The 14,052-nt window shown below is 57.0% G+C and carries 12 protein-coding genes; 2 read left to right on the top strand and 10 right to left on the bottom strand.

Annotation, left to right across the window (positions count from 1 at the left end):
- Positions 1-175: 175 nt before the first annotated feature.
- Entirely contained in the window at positions 176-655 is a 480-nt protein-coding gene (locus HF650_RS11150; RefSeq protein WP_187802419.1) for a carboxymuconolactone decarboxylase family protein, read from the bottom strand.
- Positions 656-746: 91 nt separating this feature from the next.
- Here HF650_RS11150 and HF650_RS11145 point away from each other — a divergent pair, with 91 nt between their 5' ends.
- Positions 747-2,195: a PLP-dependent aminotransferase family protein gene (locus tag HF650_RS11145; protein WP_187802418.1), complete on the top strand. Its 1,449-nt coding sequence runs from the start codon at positions 747-749 to the stop codon at positions 2,193-2,195.
- Positions 2,196-2,319: 124 nt separating this feature from the next.
- Here the strand turns inward: HF650_RS11145 and HF650_RS11140 are convergent, their stop codons facing one another.
- The 9 genes from HF650_RS11140 to sad all read right to left on the bottom strand — a co-directional run bounded on the left by HF650_RS11140 (position 2,320) and on the right by sad (position 13,001).
- Entirely contained in the window at positions 2,320-3,234 is a 915-nt protein-coding gene (locus HF650_RS11140) for a bestrophin family ion channel (RefSeq protein ID WP_187802417.1), read from the bottom strand.
- Positions 3,235-3,686: 452 nt separating this feature from the next.
- Positions 3,687-5,138: a tagaturonate reductase gene (locus tag HF650_RS11135; RefSeq protein WP_187802416.1), complete on the bottom strand. Its 1,452-nt coding sequence runs from the start codon at positions 5,136-5,138 to the stop codon at positions 3,687-3,689.
- 116 nt (positions 5,139-5,254) lie between these two features.
- Positions 5,255-5,779 carry a GNAT family N-acetyltransferase gene (locus HF650_RS11130; protein ID WP_187802415.1) on the bottom strand — a complete coding sequence of 175 codons (525 nt, stop codon included), beginning with the start codon at positions 5,777-5,779 and terminating at the stop codon, positions 5,255-5,257.
- An 80-nt stretch (positions 5,780-5,859) separates the two neighbouring features.
- The gene (locus HF650_RS11125) at positions 5,860-6,834 is read right to left on the bottom strand and encodes a sensor domain-containing diguanylate cyclase (protein ID WP_187802414.1); all 975 of its coding nucleotides are present in this window, start codon (positions 6,832-6,834) and stop codon (positions 5,860-5,862) included.
- A gap of 212 nt (positions 6,835-7,046) precedes the next feature.
- Positions 7,047-8,483, bottom strand: a complete 1,437-nt coding sequence (locus HF650_RS11120; RefSeq protein WP_187802413.1) for a diguanylate cyclase — start codon at positions 8,481-8,483, stop codon at positions 7,047-7,049.
- 108 nt (positions 8,484-8,591) lie between these two features.
- Entirely contained in the window at positions 8,592-8,954 is a 363-nt protein-coding gene (locus HF650_RS11115) for a DUF4186 domain-containing protein (protein ID WP_187802412.1), read from the bottom strand.
- Positions 8,954-9,862, bottom strand: a complete 909-nt coding sequence (glsB, locus tag HF650_RS11110) for a glutaminase B (RefSeq protein ID WP_187802411.1) — start codon at positions 9,860-9,862, stop codon at positions 8,954-8,956. Before glsB ends, HF650_RS11115 begins: the two co-directional genes overlap by 1 nt.
- A 60-nt stretch (positions 9,863-9,922) precedes the next feature.
- On the bottom strand, positions 9,923-11,512 hold the full coding sequence (locus HF650_RS11105) for a methyl-accepting chemotaxis protein (protein WP_187802410.1): 1,590 nt from the start codon (positions 11,510-11,512) through the stop codon (positions 9,923-9,925).
- Positions 11,513-11,612: 100 nt separating this feature from the next.
- On the bottom strand, positions 11,613-13,001 hold the full coding sequence (gene sad / locus HF650_RS11100; RefSeq protein ID WP_187802409.1) for a succinate-semialdehyde dehydrogenase: 1,389 nt from the start codon (positions 12,999-13,001) through the stop codon (positions 11,613-11,615).
- Between the two features lie 104 nt (positions 13,002-13,105).
- On the opposite strand from sad, the gene HF650_RS11095 reads away from it, so the two are divergent.
- Complete coding sequence (locus HF650_RS11095; protein WP_187802408.1) at positions 13,106-13,957, top strand: LysR family transcriptional regulator; 852 nt, start codon at positions 13,106-13,108, stop codon at positions 13,955-13,957.
- Positions 13,958-14,052 lie beyond the last annotated feature (95 nt).

Below are 14,052 nucleotides of genomic sequence, written 5' to 3'. Positions count from 1 at the left end.
CTTATCCGGCCTACAAAATCCCCACCGATTCTGCATTGGTACGGGCCTGTATTGCCGGATGGCGCTGCGCTTATCCGGCCTACAAAATCCCCACCGATTCTGCATTGGTACGGGCCTGTGTTGCCGGATGGCGCTGCGCTTACCCGGTCTACAAAACCCAGCAATTTGGCGTTGGCTATTCGAGATTCGCGCGATCGAGGCCGTAGGCTTTATCCAGCGCGCCCGGTGCGGTTTGCGACACAATCATCAAACGGTTCCACGTGTTGATAAGCGAGATAGCAAACGCCAGTTCTGATAACGCCACTTCATCAAAATGTTCACGTGCCGCGTCATAAACGGCATCGCTTACCCCTTCTACACCGGGTCGGGTCAGGGATTCGGTCAGTTCCAGCGCCGCCTTCTCTTTCGCAGTAAATAACGGCGATTCGCGCCAGATAGCAACATGGTGCAGCCGCAACTCCCGCTCGCCAAGAATTCGTGCCTGTTTAATGTGCATATCCAGACAGAAAGCGCAGCCGTTGAGCTGCGAGGCACGAATATCCACCAGGTTTTTAAGCGTGCTGTCGAGGCCACTATTGTGTGAGGCCTGGCTGGCTTCGGAAAGGGCTTTTATCAGGTCAGGAACGCGCTGGAAGAGATTGATACGGGTGCTCATATTATTTGCCTCGTTTATTGTTTCAACGGGGGCTATATTACGGACTAATGTCGCAGGTGAAAGATGCAAAAAAGCGAAAAACAGGTAGGACATGAAGCCGGGATACAGAGCTATTTATACGCAGTACCGGGAGAGCATTATACGAGGTTTGCTTAAGCCCGGAGATAAAGTCCCCTCGGTGCGCGTGCTGGCCAGCGAACTTGGCGTGGCGCGAAAAACCGTGGAAACGGCGTGGTCGATCCTGGTCGGCGAAGGATTTCTGGTCAGCGATGGCGCGCGCGGCACGCGCGTCAATCCTCAACTGGTGCTACCGCCGGTCAAGCGCAAAGCCAGCGATAACTCCCTTTCCACCCCAGCGTCAGTGTTTGGCGATGCCGAGCGTAAACAGACCGGTTTCTTGCGCCTCGGCATTCCGGCGCTGGATGCGTTCCCGAGTAAAAAATGGCTGTTGCTCAGTGCCAAAGCCGTGCGCGCGCTGCATCCGGGCGAAATGCTCGCGCCACCGCTAATGGGCTACGCGCCGCTGCGTGATGCTATCGCCCACTATCTCAATGTTTCACGCGGGCTCGCCTGCAGCCCTGATCAGGTGGTAATTACCGGCGGGTATCAGCACAACTTGCGGCTGATCCTCACCCTGCTTGCATGCACCCAGCAGAAAGTGGTGTATGAAGAGCCGGGCTACTTTTTAGGCCAGCGCATCCTGGAGCATATGTGCCCGCAGCTGCACAGCGTGCCGGTAGATAATGACGGCCTCGATATCAACTATTTGCTGCGCAATCATCGCGACGCCCACTTCATTTTTGTGACACCGTCACACCAAAGCCCGCTGGCGGTCACCCTCTCTCTGCCCCGCAGACAGCAGCTGCTGGCCTGGGCTTCGCAACGTAATAGCTGGATTGTTGAAGATGACTACGATGGCGAGTTTCACTACACCCGCAAAGTGGTTCCGGCGCTGAAAAGCCTCGATAATGATGACCGGGTTATCTATATGGGCACCTTTAGTAAAACTATGCTGCCCTCCTTGCGTACCAGTTACCTGGTATTGCCGCGAGTGCTGCTCGCACCGTTCAAACAAACCGCTGAACTTATCGAGAGCGGCCAGCCGCTATTAACGCAAAAAATCCTCGCCGCTTTCCTTGGCGAAGGCCACTTTTATAAGCATCTGAAGAAGATGCGTAACCTCTACTCTACCCGGCGCGGGTTTGTGCTGGGGGCGCTGGCGGAGATTTATCCGCTGACATTTGATGTGGAGGTTCGCGACGGCGGCATGCATATCATCGCCTTTCTGCGTGATAGCACGCAGGATGTGGCGCTGGCGCAACTCTGGCAAAGGCATGAATTGCAGGTCAGCCCGCTTTCAGAATGGTACAGGGGGAGTTCACCACGTTACGGCTTAATTATTGGTTACACCAATGTCACGTCAGCTGAAGAGGCGATTGCACTGTTGCAGCGCCCGGCGCAAGAGACGCAGGCGCTGCTGACAGATGGCTCACGGCAGGTTGCTGAAGAGCGAAATATCCCATGCCGTGGCAAGCAGTGACAGGCCAACGATAAATGTCAGCGCGAACGAGAAGGTTTTGTCGGACTTTTCCATCACATGTCCCTCTTTTAAATGACCTGAGCCAGGAGAGTGAAAAAATCTTACGGCTTACGCCCCTGTAAGTTTAGGTCAATTGATAATTTTTGTCCGGTGTCAGTTTGACCGGTAGATCGTCGGCGTCGACCATCTGCAGCAGGTCGATTTCAATTGCATTGCAGTAGGCATCCAGCGGCAGGTCGTTATCCTCTTCGCCAAAGGGATCTTCCAGCTCTTCCGCCAGCGTATCGAGCGAGATAAAGGTGTAGGAGATAAGCACCGAGATAAAAGGCGTCATAAAGTGCAGATCCACCACCAGTGCAAATGGCAGCATGATGCAGAAGAGATAGACCGTGCGGTGCAGGATCAGCGAATAGGCAAAAGGCAGCGGCGTATTAAAGATTCGCTCGCAGCCAGCTTGTATGACCGACATGTCGTGTAAGCGTTGAGTGATACTGTGAAACAGAATATCCGACAGCGCTCCTTGCGCCCTGCGCTCGCCGAGCCACTGCCCCATCAGTAGCAGGATACGGTTGGCCGGTGAATGGGCGTTTAAGACCTGGCGTAACTCATCGGCAGAGAGATATTTTGACAGCACATCACCCTGCGGTTTGCGTCGCAGCGTCATGCGCAGCGCATGAGCAAAGGCGAACTGCAGCTGCATAAAATGGCGCACATCGCCCTCATCAGGCAGCGTAGTTTTCACTTCCCGCAGCAGCGAACGCGAGGCGATCATCAACTGGCCCCACAACAGACGCGCTTCTGAGTAGCGGGCGAAACAGGCGTTATTGCGAAAACCGAGGAAGATAGCAATCGCCACACCGAGAATGCTGAACGGCGCGACCGTCAGTTTAATGCCCAGCGAGGTATACCACGGCAGCATCCAGATGACGGCGACCGAAAGCAGAAAGTTCATGGTCAGGCGTGAAGCGATTTTCGGCAGGACAGAGCCATGCCAGACGAAGAGACGAGCAAGCCAGTGTTTTTCAGGACGGACAATCATAATTATTCAGGAGGAAAAGGAGCGCAGCGGCTATTAAACGTGATCGATGTCACAGTTGCAAGTTTGCTAATAGATTGTGACGCAATTTCGTTCTGCCTGACGAAGTATTAGCGCATAGGTTGCTGGAACCTGTTATACAACTCGCTAATAGTATGTTGTAACTAGAGGCGTAATTTCAGCTATCGCTGTTTTGCCGGATGGCGGCTTCGCCTTATCCGACCTACGGGGATCGAGTGGTATGTGGGAGTGCCGGATGGCGGCGGCGTTTTATCCGGCCTACGGGGACGAGTGGTGTGTGGGAGAGCCGGATGACGGCGGCGTCTTATCCGGCCTACGGGGACGAGTGGTGTGTGGGAGAGCCGGATGACGGCGGCGTCTTATCCGACCTACGGGGACGAGTGGTGTGTAAGCCGGATAAGCGCGAGCGCCATCCGGCATTTTAGAGGCAGCTATCAGCAGAGCGGTTTTACCGCTTCGCGCATACCGCGCAGCAGAATCGCATCCAGATCGAGTGTTACCTGCTCCACCAGGCCCGGCACCTTGCTAAGATCTTGCTCCCAATGATCGCTTACCGACAGCACCGCCGTCACCAATTCGCGGGTGCTAATTTGACGGTCACCATGCTGGCTCCACAACTGCTGGTAACGCTCAATCCAGTGCGCGTCATCCTGCACCGGATAGCTTTTTCCGTCACGCTCACCGCGATAGAACGCAATCAGCGCCGCCAGCGCAAAGGTCAGACGCGCAGGGAGTTTACCGCTGGCTTTCTGCCCTGCCAGCAGTTGCGGCAGAATGCGGGTACGGTATTTGGTCATGCCGTTCAGGGCGATGGAGAGCAGCTGGTGTTTGATATAGGGGTTACGGAAACGCCCGGTCACCGCGCTGGCGAAAGACTCCAGCTCATCGCGCGGTAGATCCAATACCGGAATGATCTCTTCGTAAATGGCCTTCTCGACAAACGCACAGATCTCCGTGTCGCTCATCGCTTCGCCAACCGTATCGATACCCGCCTGGAACGCGACCGGCACCAGCGCCGTATGCGCCCCGTTGAGGATCGCCACTTTGCGCTCTTTATATGGCCTGATGTCATCCACAATCAGCACATTAAGCGGGTATTTATCCAGACGCAGTTCAGCGGCCAGCGATTTCGGCCCCTGAATCACAAACAGATAGAAGTGCTCGGCGGTATCGAGGAAGGCATCCTGATAGCCCAGCTCCGCCTCCAGTTTCGCCACCTCATCGCGTGGATAACCGGTAACAATGCGGTCAACCAGCGTCGAGCAGAAGCTGTTTGCACTCTCAAGCCATTCGATAAACTCCGCGCCCAGCGCCCAGTCGCCCGCATAGCGCAGCACCACTTCACGTAGCGCTTCGCCGTTATAATCGATTAATTCACACGGAATGATTATCCAGCCTTTATCCTTCGCGCCGGCAAACTGGCGGAAGCGTTCAAACAGAAGACGAGTCAGTTTTGCCGGATAGCTTACCGCCGGCGCATCGTCGAATTTATCCCCTGCGTGATAGCTGATACCCGCTTCGGTGGTATTGGAGAAAACAAAACGGATATCCGGGTTATGCGCCAGCTTCAGGAACTCGTCATACTGTGTGTAGACACTGATCTCCCGGTTCACCGAGCGGATGAGACGCGCATCACTCACCGCGTCGCCCTGCTCATTGAGACCGCGAATAATGGTGGTGTAGAGGCCATCCTGAATGCTCAGAGAGGGCGGAAAATCACTCGCAATTGGACGAACTACCACCACACCGGCGTTGAGGTCGGTGTGCTCGTTCAGCAGATCGATTTGCCAGTCGACAAAAGCGCGCAAAAAATTCCCTTCGCCAAACTGAATAATACGTTCTGGATAGTCAGCTCCGGGGAAATTGCGACGGTTTAATGTGTTCACAGTGAGTTCCTTTTTAGATTAGTCATACAACCTGGAAAGATTGGTGTAATAACTTATCAGACTTTAGAACCATGAAACCCTGTTTTGATCAAAGCGGCGCGGCTTATTGACCCCAGCTATATGAACTTGTAAAAAAGTGTCGTCGCCGTCACATTTCCATCCGGCATTAACGCATAGCGCGGGATCTCACCCGCCCGCTGCCAGCCGCAGGCGGTGTAGAAGTTCTCCGCCCCGCTGCCGGTCGCTGTATCCAGCACCAGCACGCTTTTTGCGTGCGCCTGCGCCTCACGCTCCAGCGCGGCCATCAGCCGACGCGCCAGGCCCTGACGTCGCGCTTTATCGTGCACCAGTAATTTCGAGACATCGGCGCGGTGCGGCTGGTTTTCCGGCTGTTCGAGCACCACCTGAACGGTGCCGACAACCTCGCCCGCCTCATCCTGCGCAACCAGCACAATCCGCTCGCCGCGCGTTACGCTTGCAGCCACATTGGACCAAAATTGATGTGATTTTTCCCGCGACAGCGGATGCATAAAGCTGACAGAGGCACCGCCAGCGACGCAGTTTTCCAGCACGTTACACAGGCTGTCGATATGGGAGAGGATCGCCTCATCAGAGAGGCTATTGATATGATAAGCGGTCATTTGGCTTCCTTGTAAAATGACCACTATTCAACGCGTGACGGGCTAACTCAAGCCCTGACACCATACAAAATTGTTATGGCTTAACGCCCGCGATTGTTGCGTGATTTCATGGCATACATCTTCTCATCCGCCTCTTTCATCCAGGCGCGCAGATCGTCATTACCGTCGTGATTGAACTCACTGATGCCCCAGGAGAAACCGAGCTTCCACGGTTTACCGGAGTGCTGGTTCCACGCTTCAACCTGCTCGACCAGATGCTGCATCGCAATCCATGCGCCCTCTTCATTAGTATCGGAGAAGACAATTGCGAACTCATCTCCGCCATAACGTACACGTAGATCCGCCTCGCGCAGGCTGGCAGTCATGATATCAGCCATTGCTTTCAGGGCTTCATCCCCCTCGCCGTGGCCGTAGGTATCGTTAATCTCTTTGAAGTTATCAAGATCGATCCACGCAAGCGTAAGGGGCTGCGCGCGGCGGCGGGCGCCAACAATCGCAAACTTTGCCAGGTTATCGAAGCCGCGGCGGTTGAAGAGGCCGGTTAACGCATCGGTGGTCGCCGCGCTCATTACCGCAAACTCATCTTCAACAATCATGGCGAAATCTTTCAGGCTATCCACTTCAGCCCCGGAAAAGCCACGCGCCGCTTTATCGATTACGCACAGCGATCCCACCAGCGCACCATCCGGCAAACGCAGCGGATAGCCAGCATAGAAGCGGATATGCGGCTCGCCGGTGACCAGCGGGTTATCGGTAAAACGCTCATCAAGATGGGTATCTTCGATAATCATCGCCGATTCAGACAAAATGACGTGACCACAAAAGGAGATGTTGCGCGGCAGAGTCTGGCTTTCCGCCGGGTAACCGCCCGTGGATTTAAAATGCAGGGTCTCTTCATCAACCAGCGTAATAAGCGCCGCAGGGACATTGAACATCCGTTGCGCCAGGCGCGTTAAACGGTCCAGGCGGGGGTTGACGCCCCCCTCCAGCAGGCCGGAGTCATGCAACGACGCCAGACGCTGCGTCTCATTAGCGGGAATCGCAGGTATTTTCATAGAGTGCCGATCTCATCATTCTCAGTCTGGATCGCCGCGCTCGAGTAAACGGGCGAGTAGACAACGGTTTACAGCATTAAGCGTAGCCTATTCGGCACGTTTGTCAGGGTGAGCGAATCCGCTGCTTGCGACCGCGCGACGTTAATAATATTGGTCATAAAAAAGAGCCGCAAGGTGTTTATAAGCTATTAATATTCATTGCGTTCATCATGTTACGTCGCGGCCGGGGCACGCTCTTCCGGCACGCTGTAGTGGCTATCAGTCGTGCAGTTTCTGCCGCGCTTCTTCGAGCGGTAAAGATGCTCGTCAGCTTCGGCCAGCAGTTCATTGAAACTCTCCGTTAGCTGGCGGGGGTCAGGCATACCGTGCCCGATGCCGACGCTCATCGTCAGGTGCAGCATCTGCTGTCGCCATTTAAAGAGATTACTTTCCACCGCTTTACGTAATTTCTCAGCCAGTTTTTTGCCCGCTTTGGCGTCTTCTGTCACCGCCACCACGACAAACTCCTCTCCGCCCATACGCGCTACCAGCCCGCGCTCGCCAAGCTCTTGCTGCACTTTTTGTGCGAACGAGGTCAGCACCCTGTCGCCGCACTCATGGCCATAACTGTCATTGACGCTCTTGAAGTAGTCGATATCCATCAGCATCACTGAAAGATGTTTGCCGGCAAAGCGCTTCTCCTCTTTGCGCAGTGCTTCATACAGGCCGGAGCGGGAGTAAACACGGGTGAGAAAATCAAAATCGGCGCGCAGTGACACCTGGCGCATCAGGCGGTTGATGGCTTCGACGCTGACAGAGACAATAACCGGGCAGATCGCCATCGTCGCTACGCCAAGCCGCGCAGAGAACATTTGTGGGATGTCAAATGGCGAATGGACATGAATGTCGATCTGCCCGCTGGAGACCAGAATAATCTCCAGCCCGCCGGTAATAAGCGTGACCAGGCACGTCAACGGCAGAGAATAGCGCACCGCACACCAGATCAGCGCCGGCAGCGGAAACGCAAGGCTTCCGGCACCGCCAATGACTACCGAAGCGGTGACCGAAACCGCCAGAGCGAGAACCGGCATCATTTGGGGTAGCGAAAATTTCAGCGCTATCCGCGGGCGCGTCATGGTCAGCAGGCACGGCAAGATCAGCACACCCGTGGAAAACTGCTCGCCAAACCAGTCCGCCAGCAGCGGCCAGAACCCCTGGTCGTTAATGCCTACCGACCCCAGCGCGCCAAAGAAGGCGCAGAGCAGCGCGGCCACCAGACAGTAACTAAAGAGTTTTAGCGCATTGATAGGCTGCGGCGTTTTCGCCATCTGGCGACGCTCCCAACTGATAAGCTGCGCCATGGTGATGATAAACACCATATTGGAGAAGTTGATGATAAGCGACGCCGTGCCCCAACTGGTGGTCACGGCATCATAAACCAACATCGCAATATAGCTGATTACGTAGTAGTGCCAGCGGTGCAAAAAAGCATAACGGGCAAAGAGGCCTGCCATCACCGCGTTCAGCGGCCAGAAGAGCGAGAGCTCTTCGACCAGGCGCATCATCGCGCCGATAAAGTAGAACAGCGTGGTCAGCGCAAAAATCATGCCCGCATTTATTAGCGGGGTCTCTTCCCTGAACGGACGCCAGGAGGACAATAAAGCTCGCATCAAATCTCAATTCCTGTCGCGGGCGCAGGGAGCAGCCCGAAGTAGCGTCGGAAATAGCCTAAAGCTTAGCATGCTTGTTTTCCGCCATAGGGTGTTGCGCAACAGCCGTCAGCGCGGCGAATTCATCTGGACAACCAGCCAGTGATAAATCACATCAACCACATACTGCTGCTGCGCGGGCGATAACGGCTGGCCCGGCGCAATCGCGTGCCATTTCGCAAGGCAGCCACGACAGCAGGTAGCGGTGGCATGCTGGGCGATAAACACCGGGTGACCGCGCATCGGCGTCTGTTTACCGTCATTATGCGGCAGCGCTGGCGCAAGGCGCCTGGCAACAAAATCAGCGGCGTGGGCGGCAATCGTCTCTGCCCCCTTCTCTTCGCAGTAGAGCCGCTCCTTTACGCCTAAGCGAAAACGAGAGCGAAAGGTTGAGCGCGCAAGGCGGGCAAACAGCGCATCAAAGTCGGCCATCAGTAAACCGATCGCCCCAGCCGCTGGGTTAGCGCTTCCAGCAGCGCAACGCCCGCCAGCGAATTGCCCGCATCGTCCAGCTCCGGGCTCCACACCGCAATCGCCATTTCATGAGGCACAATTGCCACGATCCCCCCTCCGACGCCCGACTTCGCTGGCAGTCCGACGCGAAAGGCGAACTCCCCGGCATTCTGATACATGCCGCTGGTCGCCATCAGGGCATTGATCTGCCGCGCCTGCACTGGCGATACCACTGGGTGCCCGCTCTGCGCCAAAAAAAGAAAGGTGCGTGCAAGCTCTGCGCAGCTCATCTTCAGCGCGCAGTAGTGGAAGTAGTTTTGCAGAACGGTGGTGACATCATTGTGGAAGTTGCCGAAAGATTTCATCAGCCAGGCAATGGCGGTGTTACGCGCGGCATTGTCGAACTCCGATCGCGCCACCGCCGTGTCATAAAAGATATCGTCGACGCCCGCGAGTCTACGCACAATCTCCAGCATACGCTGGCGCGGCGCGCTAAGGCGGCTTTGCAGCATATCGCACACCACCAGCGCCCCGGCGTTAATAAAAGGATTGCGCGGCTTGCCCTGCTCAATCTCCAGTTGCAACAGTGAATTGAAGGGCTGGCCGGAGGGATCTTTACCGACGCGCTGCCAGATCTCCTCCTCGCCGTAGTGGTTCATCGCCACCACCAGGCTGAGCACTTTTGAGATCGATTGAATCGAGAAGCGCTCATCGGCGTCGCCCGCCTGATAGTGCTCCCCATTGACGGTGCTGATCGCGATACCCAGTTTGTTACCGCTGACTGCCGCCAGCGCCGGGATATAATCCGCAACCTTACCGCGTCCCAGCAGCGGGCGCACCTGGGAGACTATCGCCTCCAGCACGCCATTATCCATCACCGATGCCACGTTCACTCCTCGCCCACAGGCCAAATCGGGCTGCGAGTATACCAGAGCTGTTTTGCCGCGTCAGGCGCTGAGACGAAAACGCGCAACCGCTTGCATCAATACCTGCGAATCGTGATAAAGCTGCTCCGAGGCCGCCGCTGCCGTGGTCACCAGCTCACCGGTGCGCCGCGCCACACTGTTGAGAGAGTGCAGGCGTCGGGTCATCTTATGGATGCTCTCGCCCTGGCTTAGCGTGGCGGCAGAGATTTCACTCAATACCCCGCTCAAATGTCCGACCAGCCCGGTCACTTGTTGCAGGTTATCTTCAAGACGGCTCACCGCCTGGGTGCCATCATTGATCCCCTGCAGGGAGTGGTTAATCAGTTGCTGAATGGTTTGCGTCGAGTGGCTACTCTTACGCGCCAGCAGGCCCACCTCTTTCGCCACCACAGCAAAGCCGCGCCCGTGGTTGCCCGCATGCGCCGCTTCGATAGCGGCATTCAGCGCCAGAATGTTGGTCTGAAACGCCACGCCGTCAATCAGTGCCACAATATTACGCATCTCGGCGGAGCGGTCGACAATCTCGCGCATCGACTGCGTCACCGTCTCCATCATCCTGTCGCCCCCCGCCGCCACTTTACGCGCTTCGTCCGCCTGCTGGCGCGCCTCTTCGGCAAAACCGGTGTTCCCTTCAACGTGCGATTCCAGCGTGGCGATATGTTCGGTGACATCATTCAGCTCCTGCGCCTGTTTCGCCGACTGCTGGTTAAGCGACTGGTTACCTTCCGTCAGGCTGCCGATAGTACCAACCATTGACGCGGTGGCGTCGCTCACCTGCATCACCAGCTGTTGCAGCCCCTGCTGCATAGTGGCAACGCTATGGTTAAGCTGCGTGATTTCGCGGTTAAAGCGCCGCACCGGCGGCAGCGGTGTGCCGAGATCGCCAGCAGCGAGGATATTAATATGGGCAATCAACGTGCGCAGTGGGGTGATGACCCAGCGCGACATGCCGAACCACACCAGCAGCGCAATGGCCACCAGCAGCACCGGGATCAGCATAAAGACCTGCTGCAAACGGCTGAGGCTGGCAAGCAGTGACTGCCTCCCCTGCTCGGCGTGCTGCGCTCCCGCCTGCTGGAAACGGGCGTAGTTATCGTTGAAATCAGCCTGGAATGCCTGCGCCGGCACAGCAAAAAAGGCGTCGATCGACTGGGTTTTTACCAGCCCGTCGGCCTGCTCTTTCAGCGCGCCGTAAAAGAGCTGGTAGCTGTTGACCAGACTTTCATCTTTTGGTGGGTTGAGCGCCTGAAAAGCACGCCAGGCTTTATTCGATGCGGCCAACGCCTGCTGGGTCTCGTCCATCAGGCTGTGCCAGCTGCCGTCCGAACCGGTCGCTTTATCCTGCATAAAGTAGACGCCAGCGCGGTTGAGCAGATCGCTGGCGGTAAGGAGCGCAATGCGCGCTTCGTCCGCCCGCATCTGCTGCAGATGCGCTTGTTGATTCAGGCTCTCATCATGCTGCGCGCTACGAAGCGAGGCGGTCAGGAAAAAGGAGGAGGCGATTTGCAGGGCGGAAAAGAGTGCGATAATGCAAAAAATCCCGGCCAACAAACCAAACTGCTTTGCTGCCATACGCCGAAAAATTCGGCGAAAAATTTGTGTTAAGTTCATGATATTCTTCTGTAACCACTAAGTTGCGGTGAGTCTACAAAAGGATCATGACACATCCATGACAGCCAATGCTGACGCGCCCCCCAGGGGCGCGCCTGGTTTACAGACGATCTTTCCACACTGTCTGAACGTTGCAAAACTCGTGCAAACCAAAGTGGGAGAGCTCGCGTCCGAAACCGCTCTTCTTCACGCCGCCGAAGGCGACGCGTGGATCGCTGGCGCTAAAGCCGTTGATAAACACGCCGCCGCACTCAAGTTTATCGGCAAACCACTCGGCCTGCGCGCTGTCGGCGGTGAAGATCGTGGCCGAGAGGCCAAAGTCGCTGTCGTTGGCAAGCGCCAGCGCATGTTCAGCATCGCGGGCGGTGCTGATGGCGGCAACCGGACCAAACAGCTCCTGGCTAAACGCGGTCATCTCTGGCGTCACGTTGGTCAGCACTGTGGCCGGGTAGTAGTTGCCGCTGCCCGGCGTCTTCTCACCGCCAAGTCGCAGGGTAGCGCCCTCTTTGATGCTCGCCGCAACCTGGGCATGCAGTTCGTCACGCAGATCGAAGCGCGCCATCGGCCCAAGGTAGTTCTCCTCATTTTCCGGCGAGCCCTGCTGTAGCGCCGCGGCAGCGGCGACAAATTTCTCCGTGAAGGCCTCGGCGACCCCCTCTTCCACAATGAAGCGTTTCGCCGCAGCACACACCTGCCCGGTGTTCTGGTAGCGCCCGGCCACGGCGGCTTTCACGGCCAGATCGAGATCGGCATCGTTGAGCACGATAAAGGGATCGGAACCGCCCAGTTCGAGCACGCATTTTTTCAGCGCCGCACCGGCCTGAGCGCCAATAGCCGCCCCGGCACGCACGCTGCCGGTGACGGTCACGGCGGCAATGCGCGCATCGTTAATCGCCTGGCTGACGCCCTCATTTGTGGCATTGACCCAGCCAAAGACGCCCGGTGTAAAGCCAGCTTCACTGAAAAATTCGCCAATCAGCGCCGCAGAGCCAAGCACATTTGGCGCATGTTTTAACAGATAGCTGTTGCCCGCCAGCAAAATTGGCACCGCGCCGCGCAGCACCTGCCACAGCGGGAAGTTCCACGGCATTACCGCCAGAATCGGCCCCAGCGGGCGATATTCGATGCGCGCGCGCTGCGCTTCAACTTGCGTGGCTTCGCTGCCGAGCATCAGTGGGCCATGTTCGGCGTACCAGTCGCACAGCGCGGCGGACTTCGCCACTTCTGCCCGCGCCTGCAGAATCGGTTTGCCCATCTCTTCACTCATCATCTGCGCCATCTCTTCTGCGCGGTTACGCAGTACGACGGCCAGATCGCGCAGCTTCTGCGCACGGTCATTGACGCTGACGTTGCGCCACAGGCGGTAGCCGCTCTCGGCCAGTGCCAGCGCGCGGTCAACCTCATCATGGCTTGCCCACGGCGTGGCGCGCAGGGTTTCTCCCGTCGCCGGGTTAATGGAGAGTGCATGGGTAGTTGCGGTCAGAGACATTATTTTTCCCCTTAATGATTTCAGAACTTGCATTAGGGTGACGCAGTTTGTTATTTCTGAAAACTGAATAATATTAACTTCACCATTCACGTTATGAGAACAGCATGGATTTAACCCAGCTTGAGATGTTTAACGCTGTGGCGCAGACCGGCAGCATTACCCAGGCCGCGCAAAAGGTACACCGGGTGCCGTCAAACCTGACGACGCGCATTCGCCAGCTGGAAGCAGATCTCGGCGTCGATCTCTTTATCCGCGAAAATCAGCGCCTGCGCCTCTCGCCTGCCGGGCACAGCTTTTTACGCTACAGCCAGCAGATCCTCGCGCTGGTGGATGAGGCGCGTATGGTGGTGGCGGGCGATGAGCCGCAGGGGTTGTTCTCGCTGGGCGCGCTGGAGAGCACCGCCGCGGTGCGCATTCCGGCGACGCTTGCCGCCTATAACCAGCGCTACCCACGTATTCAGTTTGATCTCTCCACCGGCCCATCCGGCACCATGATTGACGGCGTGCTTGAGGGGACGCTGAGCGCGGCGTTTGTTGATGGGCCGGTTATGCATCCGGGGCTGGAGGGTATTCCGGTCTATCGTGAAGAGATGATGATTGTCGCTCCGGCGGGCCATGAGCCGATTACCCGCGCTTCACAGGTGAACGGTGCCAGTATTTATGCCTTTCGCGCCAACTGCTCTTACCGCCGCCATTTTGAGAGCTGGTTTCAGGCCGACCGTGCCACGCCGGGGAAAATTCATGAGCTGGAGTCCTATCACGGCATGCTGGCCTGCGTGATTGCCGGTGCCGGGCTGGCGCTGATCCCACGCAGTATGCTGGAGAGTATGCCCGCCCATCAGCAGGTCAATGCCTGGCCGCTGGCGGAGGAGTGGCGCTGGCTCACCACCTGGCTGGTATGGCGGCGCGGCGCGAAGAGCCGCCACCTCGAGGCGTTTATTGCGCTTTTGCCGTAACGTTTAGTTCCGTGCGGCCTGCGGTGCCGGATTGCGCGTTACACGCTTATCCGGCCTACATTAACAGAGCCACTGAAACCGTGGCTGATTGCCGG

This window comes from Kosakonia sp. SMBL-WEM22 (assembly GCF_014490785.1).
Classification (GTDB): domain Bacteria; phylum Pseudomonadota; class Gammaproteobacteria; order Enterobacterales; family Enterobacteriaceae; genus Kosakonia.
Note: the sequence above shows the minus strand (reverse complement) of the source record. Positions and strands in the feature narration are given on the sequence as shown.